Genomic DNA, 20,530 nt, shown 5'->3' on the forward strand with positions numbered 1-20,530 from the left:
GTGCCCGAGACCTCCGCACAACGCGCACTGGCGGTCTCGTTGGGCGCGCGCGACGACGCCGATCTCGCGCACCTCTTCGCGCGACGTCACGTGTCGCCCTCGAGCCCGTGGCGCGACATGTTCGACGCGGCCGAGGCGCTGCTCGATCCCCTCTCGATCGCGCGAGAGCTCCCCTCCCTCTCGCGCGACGAAGCGCTCGTCCTCCTCGACGCCGTCGCGGGCACGCCCGCGAGCGGTGCGGCCCGCGACGCGCTCGTCGGCCACGCCCTGGTCGGAGACGACGGCGTGCCGTTCGCGAGCGTCTCGACCGCGGTCCGCGAGGCGCTTCCCGACGGCGTGCCGTCCGCGTCCCCGCCTCGGGGCGCGACCGGGGAGGCGCCCGCGGAGTCGGCCTCGGAAGCGGCGGAGGCCGCGTTCACGAACGCCGCCGGCGTCGCCGACATCCTCATGCTCACCCTCGAGTCCCCCCTGGGGCGGATCGGCTCGGGCTCCCTCGGCGCCACGGAGCGTCGCCGGCTCGTCGACGCGGGAGCGGTGACCACCGCCGCCGAAGCCGACCTCCTCGTCGGGCTCGCGGCCGACGTGGGTCTGCTCGGCGCGAACGATCGCGCGTGGCTGGTGTCGCCGTCCGGGCGCGAGTGGCTTCGCCTGCCGACGCTCGAGCGGTGGGCCCGAACGGCCCTCGCCCTGCGCGACGCCCTCCCGCGGGCCTACCGCTCCGCCGACGGGGGCTGGATCCCGGGCGAGCAGTGGGCGAGCGCGACCCCCTTCGACCCCGAGGGGCCCGAGCGCGCCGCGCTGTGGGTCCGTCGCTTCGTGCGGTGGGGACTGCTCGACGGCGCGGGACGCGTCGTCCCGTGGGCGGCCCCGCTCGCCGCCGGCGGCGACCTCGACACCTCCGCGCTGCGCGACCTCCTCCCTCCCGAGGTCGACCGCGTCTACCTGCAGAACGACCTCACCGCGATCGCCCCCGGACCCCTCGCGCCGCATCTCGACGTGCGACTGCGCACGATGGCGACGCGCGAGTCCCGCGCCCAGGCCTCCAGCTACCGCTTCAGCGCCGGCACCATCGGCGCGGCGATCACCGCGGGAGAGACGGCCGAATCGCTCCGCGCGTTCCTGACGGAGATCTCCCTCACGGGCCTCCCCCAGCCGCTCGCCTACGTGATCGAGCGCACGTCCGCCGAGCACGGGCGCGTGCGCGTCGGCGTCGACGCCGAGACGCAGCTGACCCGGGTGACGACCGACGACGAGACGCTGCGCCGATCGATGGAGGTCGACCAGTCGCTGCGGTCGGTGGCGCTCGCCCGAGACGACGACGATCTCGTCTCGCACGTGTCGGCCGACGTCGTGTTCTGGGCGCTCACCGACGCCCACTACCCCGCCGTCGCCGTCGACGCCGAGGGTCGACCGCGCGCCCTCGAGCGCGCGAAGCTCTCCGGCGCGGAGCAGCCGGCCCCCGACCCCGTGGAGACCTACGGTCCGCTCCTCGAGCGCCTGCGCAGCGGAGCGGGAGATTCGGATGCCGCGTGGCTCGAGCGCGAGCTCGATCAGGCCGTCCGTGCGCGCGCCGTCGTCGACGTGACCGTGCGCTTGCCCGACGGGTCGGCGCGGGTGTTCCGCCTCGAGGCGACGGGGCTGGGCGGTGGCCGTCTGCGGGGTCGCGACCGGGCCGCCGACGTCGAACGAACGCTCCCGCTGTCGCACATCGACGCGGTCGCCCCGGTCGACTGAGGCCGGGCGACGCCGGGCCCGTCGCGACCCCGGTAGACTCGAACGCTATGTCTGACGGCCCCTTGATCGTGCAGAGCGACCGCACCGTCCTCCTCGAGGTCGCGCACCCCCAGGCGGAGACGGCGCGGCACGAGCTCGCGGTCTTCGCCGAGCTCGAGCGCGCACCCGAGCACATCCACACCTACCGCATCACGCGCCTCGGCCTGTGGAACGCCCGCGCGGCCGGCCACGACGCAGACGCCATGCTCGAGACGCTCGACAAGTGGTCGCGCTTCCCCGTCCCCGCGTCGGTCAGCACCGACATCCGCGAGACGGTCAACCGGTACGGGCGCCTGGTGATCGAGCGCGACGACGAGGGCGCCCTCGTGCTGCGCTCGACGGATGCCGCGGTCCTCGGCGAGGTCTCGCGCAACAAGCGCATCGCTCCCCTGCTGATCGGGCACCCGAGCCCCGACAGCTACCTGGTCGACGCGTGGGCACGCGGACACATCAAGCAGGAGCTGCTGAAGATCGGCTGGCCCGCCGAAGACCTCGCCGGCTACACCCCCGGCACTCCGCACCCCATCGACCTCGCCGAGGACGGGTGGAGCCTGCGGCCCTACCAGCGTCAGGCGGTCGACTCCTTCTCCGAGGGCGGGTCGGGCGTGGTCGTGCTCCCCTGCGGTGCGGGAAAGACCCTCGTCGGCGCGGGGGCCATGGCCGATACGCGCACGACGACCCTCATCCTCGTCACCAACACCGTCAGCGCCCGTCAGTGGCGCGACGAACTGCTGCGCCGCACGACCCTGACGCCCGAGGAGATCGGCGAGTACTCCGGCCAGGTCAAGGAGATCAAGCCGGTCACCATCGCGACGTACCAGATCCTCACCGCCAAGCGGAAAGGCCAGTACGCCCACCTCGCGCTGCTCGACGCGCTGGACTGGGGCCTCGTGCTCTACGACGAGGTGCACCTGCTCCCCGCCCCGGTGTTCAAGCTCACCGCCGACCTGCAGGCGCGTCGGCGCCTGGGCCTGACGGCGACGCTCGTGCGCGAGGACGGCCGCGAGGGCGACGTCTTCAGCCTCATCGGCCCCAAGCGCTTCGACGCGCCGTGGAAGGAGATCGAGGCCCAGGGCTTCATCTCGCCCGCCGCCTGTTACGAGGTGCGCATCGACCTCCCGGCCGACGAGCGGCTCGAGTACGCCGCGGCCGCCGACGAGGACCGCTACCGCCTCGCCGCCACGGCCCCCGCGAAGATCGACGTCACCCGTCGCCTGGTGCAGCGGCATCCGGGAGAGCGCGTTCTCGTCATCGGGCAGTACCTCGACCAGATCGACGAGCTCGCCGAGGCGCTCGGCGCGCCGCAGATCACCGGCGCGACGCCCATCCCCGAGCGCGAGGAGCTCTTCCAGGGCTTCCGCGACGGCAGCATCCCGCTTCTGGTCGTGTCGAAGGTGGCCAACTTCTCGGTCGACCTCCCCGAGGCGTCCGTCGCGATCCAGGTGTCGGGCTCGTTCGGCTCCCGGCAAGAGGAGGCGCAGCGCCTCGGACGCCTGCTGCGACCGAAGCAGTCGAACCACACGGCGAGCTTCTACACGCTCATCGCCCGCGACACGGTCGACCAGGATTTCGCCCAGAACCGCCAGCGCTTCCTCGCCGAGCAGGGGTACGCGTACACGATCCTGGATGCCGACGGGATCGACGCCGCGGCCGCCTGACGCATATCAGCACGCGGCTTTCCGTTCCATATCCAGCACATTGCGGGGTGGGATCACGATAATGAGGGGATGACAGCTCCTCGCATCCTCGTCGTCGACGATGAACCGAACATCCGCGACCTGCTCATCACGAGCCTGCGCTTCGCCGGTTTCCAGGTGCGAGCCGTGGCAAACGGCGCGCAGACGATCTCGGCCGTGCTCGAAGAAGAACCCGACCTGATCGTGCTCGACGTGATGCTGCCCGACATGAACGGGTTCAGCGTCACCAAGCGCCTGCGCGGCGCGGGCTACACGGCGCCCATCCTCTTCCTCACCGCGAAGGACGAGACCGAGGACAAGATCGAGGGCCTCAACGCCGGCGGCGACGACTACGTCACCAAGCCCTTCAGCCTCGACGAGATCGTCGCCCGCATCCAGGCGATCCTGCGCCGCACGATGCAGGCCGACGAGGAGTCGATCATCCGCACCGGCGAGCTGACCATGGATCAGGACACGCACGACGTCAGCGTCGGCGACGTGTCGATCGACCTCAGCCCCACGGAGTTCAAGCTCCTGCGCTACCTCATGCTCAACCCCAACCGCGTCTTGTCGAAGGCGCAGATCCTCGACCACGTCTGGGAGTACGACTTCAACGGCGACGCCGGCATCGTCGAGAGCTACATCTCGTACCTGCGCCGCAAGATCGATCCGCACTCCTCCGAGCCGCTCATCCAGACCAAGCGCGGCTTCGGCTACATGCTGAAGTCGGGCAAGAGCGCCTGAGCGGAAGGCCGCCGTCCTGACACCCTCCGACGATGCGCTGACGCGCTGGTGGCGCGGTCTGAGCCTTCGGACCAAGGTCACCGGCGTGACCGTCGCGCTCTTGGCGATCGGTCTGTTCACCGCGGGCATCGGCACCATGGTGTTCCTGCGCACCACCCTGGTGAACAACCTCGACGAGCAGCTCGCCCAGCAGGCGGCGGGCAGCATCGCGAACAGCATCTTCACCACGACGCCGGTCGACGGCGGCATCGAGTTCACGCAGGTCGACAACGCCCCGCAGATCGGCTCGATGGTCGTCGTCTACGGACCCGACGGTCGCCGCGAGGCCTTCTACAACGGCACCTCGTCGCAGACGCTGCCCGAGCTTCCCCCCACCTTCACGGTGGAGCAGACGTACGGGCAGATCGATCGGCGCATCGAACTCGAAGACCCGGAGTCGGGCGCGCACTTCCTGGCGCGCGTCGGCGTGCTGCAGGTGCCCGGGAACCCCGGGGTCTACACGCAGATGGTGGTGCAGCCCCTGGCGCCCACCGACCGTATCGTCGCCGCGTACATCGGCATCTACGCCTTCGTGGCGTTGCTCATCCTCATCGCCACCGCTCTACTGACCCGGTGGCTCGTCACCCTCGCGTTCCGCAACCTCCGGCAGGTCGAGACGACCGCGATGGACATCGCCGCCGGTGACTTCAGCCAGCGTCTCACCGACATCGTGCCCGACACCGAGGTGGGGCGGCTCAAGACCGCGATCAACGCGATGCTCGCGCGCATCGACGGCGCCCTCGGGCAGCGGGATGCCACCGTGCGGCAGATGCGCCGCTTCATCGGCGACGCCAGTCATGAGCTGCGCACGCCGCTCGTGACGATGCGCGGGTACGCCGAGCTGTACCGCATGGGCGCCATCCGCTCCGACGAGGACGTGGCCCAGTCGATGGAGCGCATCGAGAAGGAGGCGATCCGCATGGGCGCGCTGGTCGAGGACCTCCTCGCCCTCGCCCGCCTCGACGAGCGACGCGACGTCTCCATCACCGCCCTCGATCTGCGCCCGATCGCGCGCGACGCGGCCCTCGACCTGCGCGTCACCTCACCGCAGCGCGAGGTGACGGTCGACGACACCACCTCGCGCGACGAGCTGGTGCTGCCCACCATCACCCTCGATCCGCTGCTCGATTCCGGTGGCCACCCGGCGACCCCCTCCACCCGCCGGCGGGCGGCTCCGCCCACCTCCGCCATGGCGATCGCCGGGGCGACGCTGTCGCGCCTGCGCCGTCGGCCGAAGGATGCCGCCGACCCGGCCGCCACGACGGGGGAAGCCCCGGTGGCGCCGCCGGCGGGCGTCACGCGCTCGTCGCCTCGGCTCGCACCGATCGTCCTCGGCGACGAGAACAAGGTGCGGCAGGTGGTGGCGAACCTCCTGGGCAATGCGCGCCGGTTCACCGCCGACGACTCCCCCATCGGCTTGCGCATCGGCGTGGATGCCGAGAACGACATGGGCTGGATCGAGATCATCGACCACGGCGAGGGCGTTCCCGAGCAGATCCGGGACCAGATCTTCCAGCGGTTCTGGAGAGCCGACACCTCGCGCACGCGTGAGACCGGAGGATCCGGTCTCGGCCTGTCGATCGTGGCATCCATCGTCGATCTGCTGCACGGGACGGTCGAGGTCGTCGACACCCCCGGCGGGGGCGCGACGTTCCGGGTCTCGCTGCCCCTGGCCGATCGTCGCGACGCCGCCGAGCACGCCCTGATCGAGACGCAGCCGCTCGAGCGCCTCCCCGAGGGCTACCGCCCCGAGGCCTGACCCCGCGACACCCACCCCGGCTCCCCGCCCCGGCTCCCCGCCCGGGCTCCCCGCCCGGACGCGCCGTGGTACCGCGAGAGCACACGATCGGCGCGAGAACATACGACGCGACGGCGCCGGAGCCCGTGATCTCGCGCCGATCGTATGCTCTCGCCGCTCACCGCGCACCGCGCGCCGCTCACCGGAGCGGCCCCCGCGCGCAGCCGACCGGCGCGGCCACGGCGCGGCCCCCGCGCGGCTGATCGGCGCGGCAGCCGCGCGCGGCCGACCGAGCGGCCCCCGCGCGCAGCCGACCCGCGCGGCCACGGCGCGACCCCCGCGCAACGAAGAACGCCCCCTCCCGGAGGAGGGGGCGTTCTCAGGCGTCAGGCGTGGATCAGAAGTCCATGCCACCCGTCGGGTCGCCCGCGGGAGCGGCGACCTTCTCGGGCTTGTCGGCGACGACGGCCTCGGTCGTGAGGAACAGACCGGCGATGGATGCCGCGTTCTGCAGAGCCGAGCGGGTCACCTTGGCGGGGTCGATGATGCCCTGTGCGAACAGGTCACCGTACTCGCCCGTCGCGGCGTTCAGGCCGTGGCCCACGGGCAGCTCCGAGACCTTGTTGGCGACGACACCGGGCTCGAGACCGGCGTTCAGCGCGATCTGCTTGAGCGGGGCCTCGATGGCGACCTTGACGATGTTCGCACCGGTGGCCTCGTCGCCCGAGAGCTCGAGGTTCGCCAGAGCGGTCTTGCCGGCCTGGATGAGCGCGACGCCACCACCGGCGACGACACCCTCTTCGACGGCGGCCTTCGCGTTGCGCACGGCGTCTTCGATGCGGTGCTTGCGCTCCTTGAGCTCGACCTCGGTCGCGGCTCCGGCCTTGATGACGGCGACGCCACCGGCGAGCTTCGCGAGGCGCTCCTGGAGCTTCTCGCGGTCGTAGTCGCTGTCGGTGTTCTCGATCTCACGACGGATCTGGGTCACGCGACCCTCGATCAGCTCCGACTCACCGGCACCCTCGACGATCGTGGTCTCGTCCTTGGTGATGATGACCTTGCGCGCACGGCCGAGCAGGTCGACGGTCGCGTTCTCGAGCTTGAGGCCCACCTCTTCGGTGATGACCTGGCCGCCGGTGAGGATCGCGATGTCCTGCAGCTGCGCCTTGCGACGGTCGCCGAAGCCGGGGGCCTTGACGGCGACCGACTTGAAGATGCCGCGGATCTTGTTGAGCACCAGGGTCGCGAGCGCTTCGCCCTCGACGTCCTCGGCGATGATGAGGAGCTCCTTGCCCTCCTGGATCACCTTGTCGACGATGGGCAGAAGGTCCTTGATGTTCGAGATCTTCTGGTTCGCGATGAGGATGTAGGGGTCTTCGAAGACCGCTTCCTGACGCTCGGGGTCGGTGACGAAGTAGGGGTTGATGTAACCCTTGTCGAAACGCATGCCCTCGGTGAGCTCGAGCTCGGTGCCGAAGGTGTTCGACTCCTCGACGGTGACGACGCCTTCCTTGCCCACCTTGTCGATGGCCTCGGCGATGAGCTCGCCGATCGCGGGGTCGGCGGCGGAGATCGACGCGGTCGCGGCGATCTGCTCCTTGGACTCGACCTCCTTGGCGGAGGAGAGCAGCTCGTCGGTGACGGCCTTGACGGCCTTCTCGATGCCCTTCTTGAGCGAGATGGGGTCGGCGCCGGCGGCGACGTTGCGCAGGCCCTCGCGCACGAGCGCCTGGGCGAGGACGGTGGCGGTGGTGGTGCCGTCACCCGCGACGTCGTCGGTCTTCTTGGCGACCTCCTTGACCAGCTCGGCGCCGATCTTCTCGTACGGGTCGTCGAGCTCGATCTCCTTGGCGATCGAGACGCCGTCGTTCGTGATCGTGGGGGCGCCCCACTTCTTCTCGAGCACGACGTTGCGACCGCGGGGGCCCAGGGTCACCTTGACGGCGTCGGCCAGCGTGTTGAGGCCGCGCTCGAGACCGCGCCGGGCCTCTTCGTCGAAAGCGATGATCTTTGCCATAAGTGTGTCGTCCCTCCCGGACGGGTGACTTCCAGATTTTGGCACTCGACGAAAGCGAGTGCTAACTCATTCTGGCACTCGCCCCTGGGGAGTGCAAGCCACGACGTCGTCCGTGAGACGACGAACGCCGTGGCATCCGGAGAGGGATGCCACGGCGTTCGCGACAGCGGATCAGGCCAGACGCACGGACTCCGCCTGAGGGCCCTTCTGGCCGGTCCCGACCGTGAACTCGACGGCCTGACCCTCCTCGAGGACCCGGAAGCCCGACATCTCGATGCTCGAGTAGTGGACGAACACGTCCTGCCCATCGGACACGGTGATGAACCCGTAGCCCTTCTCGGCGTTGAACCATTTGACGGTGCCCTGCGTCATGCGAATCTCCTGTTGCTGGATGACTCGGTCATCGTAAGCACGCGGGATGCCGCCGAACGGGCCCCGTCGGCCATTGTTGACGCGCGTGCCCCCAACTTGTTACGCCGCGGAAACACGCGGCGCAGCGGGGGTCAGGGAGCGGTCGTCGAGGGTGTCGCGCCGGACGCGCGGTCGAGGCCGATCACCACGACGAGGCGCTTGACGGCGCTCTCGTCGTCGGGGGTGTTCGGGTCGTCGGTCGGCTGCAGGAAGTCGCTCTGCGCCACCTCGGCCCCGCCGATCGCCTGGGCGAGCCCCTGCGCCGCCGCCTCGTCGCCCTCGGAGCGGTAGTAGACGGTGGTCCGGGCGAAGTCGGAGGAGTCGGAGTCTCCCGTCTCGACGGTGTCGCCCGACCATCCAGCCGCCACGATCTGGTCGCGTACCGAGGCCGCCAGGCCGTCCTGACCGGTGCCGTTGAGCACGACCACGGAATAGGTCGTGTCGACGACGGCCGCGACGGTCGGCTCGGCCGAGACCGTCGGAACCGGAGCGGTGTCGGAACCGAAGGTGATGCGCCCCGAGGCGACGAGCGTGCCGAAGATCCCGACGATGATGAGCACGAGCGTGGCGATGGCCGCCCACAGGAACACGATCCATCCGCGCAGACGCGGCTTCTCCGCGCGGTGCGCGCCGACGCGGCCGGTGGAGTCCGGCAGGTCGTCGAAACGATCCCGAGGGAAGGTCGAACTGGCCATTGGACGATGCTATCGGTCGGAGTCTGCGCGTCCGATCAGCGCGCGGCCGTCCGGCCGAGCCGCGACCGCAGCTGCGCGGCCGCGTCGTCGCGCCGACGGCGCAGGCGCCGCACGAGCATCGGGTCGTGCGCGAGGGCCTCGGGGGTGTCGATGAGGCGACCGAGCAGCTGGTAGTACCGGGCCGGCGTCAGACCGAACTCGGCCCGGATCGCCTCCTCTTTCGCTCCCGCATGGCGACGCCATTCACCCTCGAAGGCGAGGAAGGCGAGATCGCGGTCGGAGAGAGGCACGCTCGTCACGCTACTGCGCGCGGCCCGTCCGTCCCGGATGCCACGCCACCCACGCGCCGAGAGGATCGACGTCGGCGAGGATCTCGCCGTCGAGGGCGAGACGGAACCCGCCCTGCTCCGGTCGCGCCGGAGTGGTCCACCCATCGTGCAGACCGGGGGCGTCGAGGGTGATCCAGCGGCCCGCGGCGCGCGCGGCATCCATGATCGCCTCGCGTCCCGCGCGGGGGACGTGGGCGAGCACGCCCGGCGTCGTGACGACCAGCGTCGCGTCCCGCGGGGCCTCCGCGGCGAGCGCCGGGAGCATCTCGGCGCCGTCGCCGGCGACGAGCAGCGGCGGATCCGCGGCGGCCACGTCGAGGGCCGCGACGGTGCGCTCGCGCCGGCCGTGCTCCCCCGGCCAGACGAGCCCGGCGAGCCAGGCGCGGTCGTCGTCGTCGCGGGCGTCCAGCGGGTTCAGGTCGATGCCGGCGCGCCAGACGATCTCGGGCATCGCCCACGTCGGCTCCCCGGTCAGTGCGCTGTGCAGCTCGACGGCGGAAGGCCCGTCGGCGGGGTCGAGGGCGATCGCCTCGTCGCCCCGGTGGTACCGGTACGAGTAGCGATCCGGGTACAGGCACAGACCCGCGCTCGCACCGACCTCGAGCAGCGCGATCGGCCCCTCGATGCGCGCGAGCGCCGGCAGCAGCGCGGCGCACCGGAGCGGCTCGTTGGTCTGCACGCTGCGCACCCGGCACTGCGCCTCGACCTCGTCGGCGTGCGCCACGACCCACCGCGCCCAGGCGTCCGCGTCGTCGGTGGGAGCCCCGAGGACGCGCGTCACGGCGAAGACGAGCGGGGGTTGACGGCGCGTGTCGGGGATCCGGGCCAGCGCGGCGGCGAGGTCGGCGTCGTCGACCACGCGGCGGGCCCACGCCTCGTACACGGCGGATCTGCCGGGCGCCTCGTCGCGGGCGAAGCGCCCGTATCGTGCGACGACGGCGGCGACGGCATCCTGATCCACCCCCGAATCATCGCAGCACGGCCTGAGCGGCGTCGGGCACGAGACAATGGAGGGGACGAAGGAGAGAAGACATGACCTACGCCGTCGACAAGTCCGACGACCAGTGGCGCGCCGAGCTCAGCCCGGAGCAGTACGCGGTGCTGCGTCAGGCGGGTACCGAGCGCGCCTGGACCGGTGAGCTGCTCGACGAGAGCCGCGCCGGCCTCTACACCTGCGCCGCGTGCGGAGCCGAACTGTTCCAGAGCGGGACCAAGTTCGACTCGCACTGCGGATGGCCGAGCTTCTACGAGTCGGTGCGCCCCGAGGCGGTCGAGCTGCTCGACGACAACAGCCACGGCATGCAGCGCACGGAGGTGCGCTGCGCGAACTGCGGCTCGCACCTCGGGCACGTGTTCCCCGACGGCTTCGGCACCCCCACGGGCGACCGGTACTGCATGAACTCGCTGTCGCTGAACTTCACGCCCGCCGACTCCCCCGCCGACGGAGCATGAGCGCCCTCGAGGCGATGCGCGACCGCCGGTCGTGGTCGAAGGTCACCGACCTCGCCCCCACCGGACCGGAGCTGGAGGCCTTCGTCGCGGCCGCGGGGCGCGTCGCCGACCACAAGAGCCTCAAGCCCTGGCGGCTCATCGAGATCCGCGGGGCCGATCGCGATATCCTCGCCCGCGCGTTGAACAAGGCGGACGGCAAGAAGGGGTACTCCTCCAAGCCGCGCCGTGCCCCGCTCATCATCGCGGTCGTCGCCGACCTCGGCTCCAAGAAGATCCCCGCGTGGGAGCAGGAGGCCGTGGCATCCGGGGTCGCCCACATGCTGAGCCTCGTGCTCGACGAGGCCGGCTTCGGGGTGTTCTGGCGCACCGACGACAACACGCGCCACAAGGTGCTGGCCAAGGCCCACGGCCTCGCGAAGCACGAGGTGCTGCTGGGCTGGCTCTACGTGGGCGGCAAGCCGACGATGTCGCGTCCGATCCGCCGCAAGACGGTGGATGCCGCGAAGCACCTGTCCCGCATGCCCGGTGGCAAGAAGCGGCGGAAGGTCGACGAGGCGCGCCTCTGACCCCCGCCCGTCCCTGTGCGATCGACGCCGTCGGCTCCGGCCGGCGGCGTCGTCGCGTTCGTGGGGCGATCGAGCGGGCGCAGCCCGGATACCCGGGCGGGCGCGGGGCATCCGCCCCGAGCGCGCCTCAGCGGATCCGGCGCCTCCACGGCACGGCGGCCACGACGACCCCGGCGATCGCGACCGCCGCGGCGAGCAGGGCCACGGGGGTCGCGGGTGCGGCGGGAGCGGGCCACAGGGCGTCCAGCAGCACCGAGGTCGTGAGCAGGCCGACCACCGACCCGAGACCCAGCAGCAGCACACCCGTGCGTCGCACGACCACCGCCGACAGGAAGATGTAGACGACTCCCACCGCTCCCCCGACGTAGAGCCACGGTTCCGTCGGCACGACGCGGGGAGCCCCCACGATGCCGACGTGCACCGAAGCCGCCACGAGCAGGACCACGGTGCCGCCGATGAAGTTGACCAGGGTCGCGGTGAGCGGGCTCTCCACGCGGACGCGCAGTCGGCCGTTCGTCCCTTGCTGCCACGCGACTCCCGCGCCCGCGACGGCCGGGACGATCAGCATCCAGAGGGGAACCCCGCCGAGCGCATCGCCCGACAGGCACACCACGACGCCCCCGATCGCCAGCAGCGCGCCCACCACCCGGCGCACCGTGACCGGCACGACCCCCGCGGGCCCGTAGCCGATCCGGTCGAGGACGAGACCGCCGGTGGTCTGCCCCGCCACGAAACCGACCGTGAACAGCGCCACCCCGATCGTGGCGACCGTCAGGCCCTGGCTGGCGACGGTGAACGCGCCCGCGAGACCTCCCAGCAGCATCCACGGCGGCACGGATCGAGAGCGGATGCCATCCACCAGCCGTCCGAACCCGCGCCGCCCCTCGGGCAGGAGCGCCGACAGGACGATCAGGATCGCGAGTCCCGAGCCGAAAGAGATCGCGGCGGCGACGAATCCGTCGCCGATCTCGGCGCCGAGGGTGCCGTTGATGCGCGCCTGCAGGGCCGTCAGGGCCCCGATCAGCACCGCCCCGCCGACGGCGACGCCGATCGTTCCGCGCTCCGACACGGCTCTCCTCCCTCGAGCCCGCACCGGGGCCCCGCTCGATCGTACGGGGGCGTCCGCCCGGCCCCGGGTGCCGCGCCCCGGTGGGCCCACCCCGCGCCGCTGTCGACGGATGGGCCCGGCATGCGCCAGGCTTTCCCCGTGACACAGCTCCAGCGCTCCTCCCACGACGTCTCGGCGATCCTCGCCGACCTGACGGCGGACAACGTCGACCGCACCTTCCTCGCCCACGTCGAGGTGCACCTGCCGCGCCTCCACGACCTGTTCACCCGGCTCTACGGCGAGCGCGTCGACGGCTTCGAGCGGTTGGCCTCCGTGGTCGACCTCGCCCGACGCTCCTGGGCGTCCCGACCCGCCGACCTCAAGGCGCTCGACCGTGCGCGCGAAAGCGATCCGGAGTGGTTCGAGAACGAGCGGATGCTCGGCGGCGTCTGCTACGTCGATCGGTACGCGGGCGGACTCCGCGGCATCCGCGAGTCCATCCCCTACTTCCGAGAGCTCGGTCTGACGTACCTGCACCTCATGCCGCTGTTCGAGAGCCCCGAGGGCAACAGCGACGGCGGCTACGCGGTCTCGAGCTACCGACGGGTCGATCCGAAGCTCGGCACCATGGCGGAGCTCGCCGAACTCGCCGCCGAGCTGCGCCGCGCGGGGATCTCGCTTGTGGTGGACTTCATCTTCAACCACACCAGCAACGAGCACCGCTGGGCGCAGAAGGCGATCGCCGGCGAGGCGGGGTACGAGGACTTCTACCTCATCTTCCCCGACCGCGAGATGCCCGACGCGTACGAGCGGACCACGCGCGAGATCTTCCCCGACGACCACCCCGGGTCGTTCGTGCAGCTCGACGACGGTCGCTGGATCTGGGCGACGTTCTACCACTTCCAGTGGGACCTGAACTACGCCAACCCCGCCGTCTTCGAGGCCATGGCCGGAGAGATGCTGTTCCTCGCGAACCAGGGCGTGGAGATCCTGCGGATGGATGCCGTGGCCTTCATCTGGAAGCGGCTCGGCACGACGTGCGAGTCGCTGCCGGAGGCGCACCTGCTGCTGCAGGCGTTCAACGCGGTGCTGCGTATGGCCGCCCCCGGCCTGCTGTTCAAGTCGGAGGCGATCGTGCACCCCGACGAAGTGGTGTCGTACATCTCGCCCGAGGAGTGCCAGATCTCCTACAACCCCCTGCAGATGGCGCTCACCTGGGAGGCCCTCGCGACCCGCGACGGTCGCCTGCTGCAGCAGGCCCTCGAGCGCCGTCACGCCCTCCCCGAGGGGACGGCGTGGGTCAACTACGTGCGCAGCCACGACGACATCGGCTGGACCTTCGCCGACGAGGATGCCGCCGAGCTCGGCATCGACGGATACCCGCACCGGCGCTTCCTCAACGACTTCTACGTGGGCCGCGCCCCCGGCACGTTCGCGCGCGGCGTGCCGTTCCAGGAGAACCCGCGCACGGGCGATGCGCGCGTCACCGGCACCACGGCATCCCTCGCCGGGATCGAGGCCGGCGACGCCGGCGGGGAGGACCGGGTCATCCTCGCCCACGCGCTCGCCCTGTCGACCGGCGGCATCCCCCTGCTGTATCTCGGAGACGAGGTGGCCCAGCTCAACGACTACGGGTACTCCGATCGTCCGGAGGAGGCGGGCGACAGCCGGTGGGTGCACCGGCCGTTCCGCCCCGCGCAGGCGTACGCCGAGCGCACGGATGCCACCACCCCCGCCGGTCGCGTGTTCTCGCGCCTGACGCGGCTGCTCGCCGTCCGCCGGTCGACGCCCGAGTTCGCGGGCAACGAGCTGATCGCCTTCGACGCCCGCGTGCCGTCGGTCGTCGCGTTCCTCCGCCCCGGCGACGACGGGTTCAGCGTGCTCGTGATCGCCAACGTCGCGGATACCGCGGTCGAGATCGACCCCCTGACCCTGTCGGGGCTGGCTCCCGAGGCCCTCGACCTCGTCACGTCGGCACCGACCTGGCTCGGAGCAGGTCTCACCCTCGGCGCCCACGGCTCCCGGTGGCTCCGCGTGCGCCCGCGCTGACGAGGAGCCGCACCGTGACCTCCGCCGCCGGATCACCGGGCCACCAGGTCCGTCACGTCATCGCGCTCGTCGCGGGGCTGGCGGCCCTGGCGGCGGTGGTCTGGGCGCCCGGGGGCCTCGTCGGCGATCTCGTGATGCTCGTCGTCGGCGTCGCCGCGCTGCTCTTCGCCGTCGAGGCCGGGTCGCGCCCGGGACCCCTGCGCGCGCTCGCGATCTCCGGGGCTCTGCTCGCGGGGCTGGTGACGATCGCTGCGGCGGGGGTGTTCCTCGTCGCTCTCGCGCGCGCCCTGTCGTGATCGGTAGCACGGACGCCCCTCGCTGCACAGCCCGGCCCACGGGAGCCGCCGGCGCCTAGCGTTGAGGCATGAACCGCCAGGAACTGTCCGCCCTCACCGTCTCCCGCGCCCACGACAACGTGGATGCCGGAGGCAAGCCGTTCGCCTGCCTCATCGTGAAGGACGGCGAGATCGTCGTCGAGGCGGTCAACCACGTCGCCCAGGAGGGGGACCCCACGGCGCACGCCGAGATCCGCGCCATCCGCGCCGCCGCCGAGAAGGGCCTCACCGATCTGTCGGGCCACGACATGTACGTCACGGCCTACCCGTGCCCGATGTGCCTGGGCGCGGTGTACTACGCCCAGCCGGACCGCCTCTTCTACGCCGTGACGCGCGACGAGGAGGGCGAGCACTACGAGGACGGCAACCGGCTGATGACGCTCGCGACGTTCTACGGGGAGTACGCGAAGGCGCCCGAGGACAGGTCGCTGCCCGCCGAGCAGATCCGGGTGGATGACGCGACGGCGCCGTTCCGGGAGTGGACCGCGCGTCACGGATCCTGAGTGCCGGGACGCCGGGGCTGTTCCATGAGAGACGGTGCCGGCTACAGGACTTGAACCTGCAACCCCCGTATTACAAGTACGGTGCGCTACCAATTGCGCCAAGCCGGCGTGGGGCGACGAGCGCCCCGGCGAACGAGTCTACGTCGCGCGACGTCGTCAGGCGTGCCGGCCGCTCTCGCGATCCCACTCGAGGGACTTGAACTGCAGGAACGAGCAGAGGTTCCCGGCGATGACGAGCTCCGCGGCGAGGCTCGCCATGTCGTGCGGACTCAGCGTGAGGTCCTCGGGGCGGGCGGTGAGCGTCGCCTCCCACAGGGGGTCGTCGTAACCGCGCGGCTGCATGTAGATCGACGCCGTGGTGTTGCGCAGGTTCATCACGACCAGGCCCGTGTCCTGACGGTCGGCGTCTTCTTGAGCGACCACCTTGATGGTGCCCGTCACGGCGTGGCCCTGCCCGAGGAACTCGTCGACCCACACCCGCAACTGATCACCGGACCGCCGCGGTGGGGAGTCCTCGAGCTCGTCGTTCATGTCACCAGAATCTCATAAGGAAGCCGACCGCACGGGGCGGTCGGCCTGCCGGGATGCGTCGGCCGGTCAGCCGACGGGGGTGGCGGGCGCGGATGCCGCCGGAGTGGGCGTCGCCGTGGAGTAGTAGGCGTTGCTGTCGACCGTCAGCACGAACTGGGCGAACTCCTTCGCGTCGTCCATGTTGCCCACGTACTCGGTGCCGTTCACGAGCACCGTCGGCGTCGCCGTCAGCGCGCGCCCGTCGGTGTCGGGCAGGCCCTTGATGGCGCGGTCGGTCGCGGCCTTGGCCCACGAGGTGTAGGTCTCGTCCTCGATGCAGTCGCGCACCGTGGCGACGTCGCTGACGCCGGCGCCCTGCGCCATGTCGGCGAGCTGCTGGTCGCTGTACCCGTCGGAGTCCACCGCGGGCTGGTTCGTGAGCAGCTCGTGGTTGAAGGCGAAGAAGCGGTCGGACGCGTGGGTCGCGACGCACGCGGCCGCGCCCGCGGCGCGCAGGCTGTACTTCGTCCCGTTGGACTTGGAGGTCAGCATGGCGACCGGGTAGTAGGTGAGGGTCGCGGCACCGTCGTCGACCCACTTCGACAGCTGGGTGGCGTTGGCCGCCTGGAACTCGTGCGCCTCGGTCGACATGTAATCGACGTACACGCGGATGTCGACGGGCGCCGCCGAACCGGTGGGCTCCGGCGTCGGGGCGGCCGAGGGCGCGGCATCCGCCGACATCGTCGCGGCGCTGCCGTCGACGGTCTGATCGGCGAGGGGGTCGGCCACACCGGTCGCCGTGGTCACGACGAAACCGTCGTCGGTCGCCGCGTCGGGCAGGGCCTGCGAACGGGCCTCACGGGAGTTCAGCGCCGCGGAGACGCCCACCGCACCCACGGCGATGACCGCCACGGCCCCGACGGCCAGCATCGAGCGCCGCGCGATGCGCCAGCGCGTCTGCTTGGCCTTGACCTGCTGCGCCTTCTCGCGCACCGCTTCGCGACGGTCGCGTTCGGCGGGAACGTTCGGGGTCTGGTCGTGGGACATGAAACCTTCCGGGCATAAACGACTGCCGCATGAAATCGGGGGGAACGCGCGGGTGGGGCGAACGATCAACGATGCTAACGAGGCTGGCTGAGAAATGGCCAGACACGTGCGATACTGACCCTGCGTCCAACGTCGGGCGCACGGGGTCGCCCCCGTTCATTCCATTCACTACGGATCGTCCGGCACGTACCTGCCGGTGAAGGAGAAGAAAACATGGCGTCCGTCACCTTCGACAACGCAACCCGTCTGTACCCGGGCGGAACCCGCCCCGCGGTCGACAAGCTGAACCTCGACGTCGCAGACGGCGAGTTCCTCGTCCTCGTCGGCCCCTCGGGCTGCGGTAAGTCCACCTCGCTGCGCATGCTCGCCGGCCTCGAAGAGGTCAACTCGGGTCGCATCCTCATCGGCGACCGCGACGTCACCGACGTGCCCCCGAAGGACCGCGACATCGCGATGGTCTTCCAGAACTACGCGCTGTACCCCCACATGACCGTCGCCGAGAACATGGGCTTCGCGCTCAAGATCGCCGGTGTCGGCAAGGAGGAGCGCGCGGCCCGCGTCCTCGAGGCCGCCAAGCTCCTCGACCTCGAGCAGTACCTCACCCGCAAGCCCAAGGCCCTCTCGGGTGGTCAGCGTCAGCGCGTCGCCATGGGTCGCGCGATCGTCCGTCAGCCCCAGGTGTTCCTCATGGACGAGCCGCTGTCGAACCTCGACGCCAAGCTCCGCGTCCAGACGCGCACCCAGATCGCGTCGCTCCAGCGTCGCCTCGGCGTCACCACGGTCTACGTCACGCACGACCAGACCGAGGCCCTCACCATGGGCGACCGCATCGCGGTCCTCAAGGACGGTCTGCTGCAGCAGGTCGGCACCCCGCGCGACCTGTACGAGACCCCGAAGAACGTCTTCGTGGCCGGCTTCATCGGCTCGCCCGCGATGAACCTCTTCACCGCGGACCTGGCCGAGGGCGGCGTGCGGTTCGGCGACCTCGTGGTCCCCGTCGAGGCCGACACCATCGGCAAGGCCCATGGCTCCGAGGTCACCATCGGCGTGCGTCCCGAGGACATCCAGGTCGCCCCGGCCGACGGCCGCGGCCTCAAGGTCGTCGTCGACCTCGTCGAGGAGCTCGGCGCCGACGGCTACCTGTACGGTCACGTCGACATCAACGGCAAGCGCACCGACCTCGTCGCTCGCGTCGACGGTCGCCGTCACCCCAACGCGGGCGAGACGGTCGTGCTGGCCCCGGTCCCCGGACACGTGCACGTGTTCGACCTCGAGTCGGGCGAGCGCCTGACCGACCGGGCCATCGCCTCCGCCTGACCCACGCATCGACGCGGCGCGTCCTCGGCATCCCGACCTGGTCGGGCCGGGGGCGCGCCGCACCGTTTTCCCGGAGGTTTCCGTGTCCGAATCGCTCAGCATCACCGCCAGCACCGTCGACCCGGGTCTCCTGCAGCTGCCGTGGTCGACCGGCCTGGCCGACTGGCCGAGCAGCCACATCGTCGCCCTGCCGAAGGGCATCTCCCGTCACCTCGTGCGCTTCGCGAACCTCTCCGGTCGCGTGGTGGCCATCAAGGAGACCACCGAGGAGATGGCCCGCCGCGAGTACGACATGCTCGGGAACCTCGACCGTCTCGCCGCCCCCTGCGTCGACCGCGTCGCCGTCATCGCCGGACGCACCGATGCCTCGGGCCGTCCGCTCCCCGCGGCCCTGGTGACCGCCCACCTGCGCTTCTCGCTCCCCTACCGCGCCCTGTTCACGCAGGTGCTGCGCCCGCACACGGCTACGCGTCTGGTCGACGCCCTCGCCGTGCTCCTGGTGCGCCTGCACAACGTGGGCTTCTACTGGGGCGACGTCTCGCTGTCGAACACGCTCTTCCGACGGGATGCCGGCGAGTTCGCCGCCTACCTCGTCGACGCCGAGACCGGCGAGCTGCACGGCAACCGCCTCAGCCCCGGGCAGCGGGCCCACGACCTCGACATCGCCCGCACCAACATCGCCGGCGAGATCATGGACCTCGAAGCCGGCGGCCGGCTCGAGGGCGGGGTGGATGCCGTCGCCATCGCCGACGGGCTCGTGTCGTCGTATCACTCGCTGTGGGGCGCCCTCACCGACAAGGAGTCGTTCGCGGTCGACGAGTCGTGGCGCATCACCGAGCGCGTGCATCGCCTGAACGCCCTCGGCTTCGACATCGGCGAGATGTCGATCCGCACCGCGAGCGACGGCACGCAGGTCTCGATCCAACCGAAGGTCGTCGATGCCGGTCACCACCAGCGCCGTCTGCTGCGACTGACGGGCCTCGACGTCGAAGAGAATCAGGCGCGCCGTCTGCTCAACGACCTCGACGAGTTCCGCGCGCGCGTCTCACGCCTCGGCGCCGACGAGGAGATGGTCGCCCACGAGTGGCTGACCCGTGTCTTCGAGCCGATCGTCATGGCCATCCCGTGGGATCTGCGCGCCAAGCTCGAGCCCGCCGAGGTGTTCCACCAGGTGCTGGAGCACCGGTGGTACATGTCGCAGGCGCGCGGCCGCTCGGTCCCCCTCGCCGAGGTCGTCAGCTCGTACATCGACGACGTCCTACGCCACCGCCGCGACGAGGCGACCGTGATGGGTCCGCCGACCGACACGATGTCGATCCCCACGGTGTCCGACGCCGATGCTCCGGCCACCGGTGAGGTCCCCACCACCGACACCGACCTGGTCGACTGGCGCGATCTCGTCTGAGCCGCGGGCCCGCGTCCTCGCCGACGCCGTCGCCGTCGCCGTCGCCGTCGCGCGAGATCACACGCTCGGGCCGAGAGCACACGTACCGAGCGGGTGATCTCGGGCCGATCGGGTGATCTCGCGCCCGACCGAGGCCGCGGCGGCGTGATCGTCCCGGAACGGCGGAGGCCGTGGCATCCGGGATCGACCCGGGATGCCACGGCCTCGTCGTGACGGAACGGCTCAGTAACCGACGGTGAAGCGTCCGCGCGAGTGCTTCGGGTTCTCGATCTCGTCGACGACGGCGACCGCGAAGTCCGCACCGCCGATGAAGGAGTCGCCGTTGCCGTCGACGACGAGGACTTCGCCGCCGTCGCGGTACGACCCGGTGCGCTCCCCCGGAGCCCACGCGCCGAAGCCGCCGGCCGGGTGCACGTAGAACCAGTCGCGCCCGGTGTCGTCGGCCTGCAGGTCCTCGAGGATGCCGATGGCCTCGCGCGCCTCGGGCTTGTACTCCTCGGCGAAGCCGTCGGTGTCGATCAGGCGCGGTCCGCCCTCGGCGACGAGCGAGCCGCCCGCACCGCCGACGACGCCCACGCGCACGTTCTCGGGCAGGGCCGTGACGAGTTCGGCGATCGCGGGGCGGAGCTTGCCCTCCATGTCGCCGCGCGGCGCGACCGCCGACACGACGACCTCGACGCCCTCGAGCTGCGCGACGAGACCGGGGACGTCGAGGACGGTCCCCTCGAGGTAGGTCGCGCCCTCGACGCGTTCGGTCGGAACCGACCGCGCGACCGACACGACGGTGTGACCGCGACGTGCGGCCTCGGCGACGATGTGGCTACCGGCGTAGCCGGTTCCTCCGATGACGGCGATACGGGGCATGACGTTCCTTCC

At 71.1% G+C, this 20,530-nt stretch carries 20 protein-coding genes and 1 tRNA gene; 11 read left to right on the forward strand and 10 right to left on the reverse strand.

Going from position 1 to position 20,530, the window contains the following annotated elements; translation table 11 throughout:
* The 4 genes from FB047_RS07755 to FB047_RS07770 all read left to right on the forward strand — a co-directional run bounded on the left by FB047_RS07755 (position 1) and on the right by FB047_RS07770 (position 5,991).
* Positions 1–1,734 carry a helicase-associated domain-containing protein gene (locus FB047_RS07755; RefSeq protein ID WP_205822756.1) on the forward strand — a complete coding sequence of 578 codons (1,734 nt, stop codon included), beginning with the start codon at positions 1–3 and terminating at the stop codon, positions 1,732–1,734.
* A gap of 47 nt (positions 1,735–1,781) precedes the next feature.
* A complete protein-coding gene (locus tag FB047_RS07760; protein ID WP_136586620.1) occupies positions 1,782–3,431 on the forward strand; it encodes a DNA repair helicase XPB in 1,650 nt (549 codons plus the stop codon).
* 69 nt (positions 3,432–3,500) lie between these two features.
* On the forward strand, positions 3,501–4,193 hold the full coding sequence (locus FB047_RS07765; RefSeq protein ID WP_076676776.1) for a response regulator transcription factor: 693 nt from the start codon (positions 3,501–3,503) through the stop codon (positions 4,191–4,193).
* 136 nt (positions 4,194–4,329) lie between these two features.
* Positions 4,330–5,991 (forward strand): sensor histidine kinase, encoded by a 1,662-nt coding sequence (locus FB047_RS07770; RefSeq protein ID WP_205822843.1) that lies wholly within the window; start codon positions 4,330–4,332, stop codon positions 5,989–5,991.
* 376 nt (positions 5,992–6,367) lie between these two features.
* On the opposite strand, the gene groL is transcribed toward FB047_RS07770, so the two are convergent.
* The 5 genes from groL to FB047_RS07795 form a co-directional block, all read right to left on the reverse strand.
* Positions 6,368–7,987, reverse strand: coding sequence for a chaperonin GroEL (groL, locus tag FB047_RS07775; protein ID WP_076676780.1), 1,620 nt, complete (start codon positions 7,985–7,987; stop codon positions 6,368–6,370).
* A gap of 171 nt (positions 7,988–8,158) precedes the next feature.
* Complete coding sequence (locus tag FB047_RS07780; RefSeq protein WP_076676782.1) at positions 8,159–8,359, reverse strand: cold-shock protein; 201 nt, start codon at positions 8,357–8,359, stop codon at positions 8,159–8,161.
* 131 nt (positions 8,360–8,490) lie between these two features.
* Positions 8,491–9,093, reverse strand: coding sequence for a LytR C-terminal domain-containing protein (locus FB047_RS07785; RefSeq protein WP_136586622.1), 603 nt, complete (start codon positions 9,091–9,093; stop codon positions 8,491–8,493).
* 35 nt (positions 9,094–9,128) lie between these two features.
* Positions 9,129–9,383: a DUF3263 domain-containing protein gene (locus FB047_RS07790; protein WP_136586623.1), complete on the reverse strand. Its 255-nt coding sequence runs from the start codon at positions 9,381–9,383 to the stop codon at positions 9,129–9,131.
* Positions 9,384–9,393: 10 nt separating this feature from the next.
* Entirely contained in the window at positions 9,394–10,383 is a 990-nt protein-coding gene (locus tag FB047_RS07795; RefSeq protein WP_136586624.1) for a DUF2332 domain-containing protein, read from the reverse strand.
* Between the two features lie 71 nt (positions 10,384–10,454).
* Between FB047_RS07795 and msrB the strand changes: the two genes are divergently transcribed.
* Together msrB and FB047_RS07805 are read left to right on the forward strand one after the other, a co-directional pair.
* Positions 10,455–10,874, forward strand: a complete 420-nt coding sequence (msrB, locus tag FB047_RS07800; protein ID WP_136586625.1) for a peptide-methionine (R)-S-oxide reductase MsrB — start codon at positions 10,455–10,457, stop codon at positions 10,872–10,874.
* Complete coding sequence (locus FB047_RS07805; protein WP_167494180.1) at positions 10,871–11,440, forward strand: nitroreductase family protein; 570 nt, start codon at positions 10,871–10,873, stop codon at positions 11,438–11,440. Before msrB ends, FB047_RS07805 begins: the two co-directional genes overlap by 4 nt.
* A gap of 127 nt (positions 11,441–11,567) precedes the next feature.
* Here the strand turns inward: FB047_RS07805 and FB047_RS07810 are convergent, their stop codons facing one another.
* Positions 11,568–12,509 carry a DMT family transporter gene (locus FB047_RS07810; protein WP_136586626.1) on the reverse strand — a complete coding sequence of 314 codons (942 nt, stop codon included), beginning with the start codon at positions 12,507–12,509 and terminating at the stop codon, positions 11,568–11,570.
* Between the two features lie 138 nt (positions 12,510–12,647).
* Here FB047_RS07810 and FB047_RS07815 point away from each other — a divergent pair, with 138 nt between their 5' ends.
* From FB047_RS07815 to FB047_RS07825, 3 genes are all read left to right on the forward strand, one after another.
* Positions 12,648–14,537, forward strand: coding sequence for an amylosucrase (locus FB047_RS07815; RefSeq protein WP_420812647.1), 1,890 nt, complete (start codon positions 12,648–12,650; stop codon positions 14,535–14,537).
* Between the two features lie 14 nt (positions 14,538–14,551).
* The gene (locus tag FB047_RS07820; protein ID WP_136586628.1) at positions 14,552–14,833 is read left to right on the forward strand and encodes a hypothetical protein; all 282 of its coding nucleotides are present in this window, start codon (positions 14,552–14,554) and stop codon (positions 14,831–14,833) included.
* Between the two features lie 68 nt (positions 14,834–14,901).
* Positions 14,902–15,375, forward strand: a complete 474-nt coding sequence (locus FB047_RS07825; RefSeq protein ID WP_136586629.1) for a nucleoside deaminase — start codon at positions 14,902–14,904, stop codon at positions 15,373–15,375.
* 35 nt (positions 15,376–15,410) lie between these two features.
* Here FB047_RS07825 and FB047_RS07830 read toward each other — a convergent pair.
* The 3 genes from FB047_RS07830 to FB047_RS07840 all read right to left on the reverse strand — a co-directional run bounded on the left by FB047_RS07830 (position 15,411) and on the right by FB047_RS07840 (position 16,932).
* Positions 15,411–15,483: transfer RNA gene (locus FB047_RS07830), tRNA-Thr, on the reverse strand.
* A 48-nt stretch (positions 15,484–15,531) separates the two neighbouring features.
* Entirely contained in the window at positions 15,532–15,906 is a 375-nt protein-coding gene (locus FB047_RS07835; protein ID WP_136586630.1) for a hypothetical protein, read from the reverse strand.
* Between the two features lie 66 nt (positions 15,907–15,972).
* Positions 15,973–16,932, reverse strand: a complete 960-nt coding sequence (locus FB047_RS07840; RefSeq protein WP_136586631.1) for a DsbA family protein — start codon at positions 16,930–16,932, stop codon at positions 15,973–15,975.
* A gap of 213 nt (positions 16,933–17,145) precedes the next feature.
* Here FB047_RS07840 and FB047_RS07845 point away from each other — a divergent pair, with 213 nt between their 5' ends.
* Both FB047_RS07845 and FB047_RS07850 read left to right on the forward strand, forming a co-directional pair.
* Positions 17,146–18,249 carry an ABC transporter ATP-binding protein gene (locus FB047_RS07845; RefSeq protein WP_136586632.1) on the forward strand — a complete coding sequence of 368 codons (1,104 nt, stop codon included), beginning with the start codon at positions 17,146–17,148 and terminating at the stop codon, positions 18,247–18,249.
* A gap of 82 nt (positions 18,250–18,331) precedes the next feature.
* Positions 18,332–19,654 carry a DUF4032 domain-containing protein gene (locus FB047_RS07850; RefSeq protein ID WP_136586633.1) on the forward strand — a complete coding sequence of 441 codons (1,323 nt, stop codon included), beginning with the start codon at positions 18,332–18,334 and terminating at the stop codon, positions 19,652–19,654.
* A gap of 222 nt (positions 19,655–19,876) precedes the next feature.
* On the opposite strand, the gene FB047_RS07855 is transcribed toward FB047_RS07850, so the two are convergent.
* Positions 19,877–20,518, reverse strand: a complete 642-nt coding sequence (locus FB047_RS07855) for an NAD(P)-dependent oxidoreductase (RefSeq protein ID WP_136586634.1) — start codon at positions 20,516–20,518, stop codon at positions 19,877–19,879.
* Between the last annotated feature and the right edge of the window lie 12 nt (positions 20,519–20,530).

The organism is Microbacterium hydrothermale, assembly GCF_004854025.1.
GTDB classification, from domain to species: domain Bacteria; phylum Actinomycetota; class Actinomycetes; order Actinomycetales; family Microbacteriaceae; genus Microbacterium; species Microbacterium hydrothermale.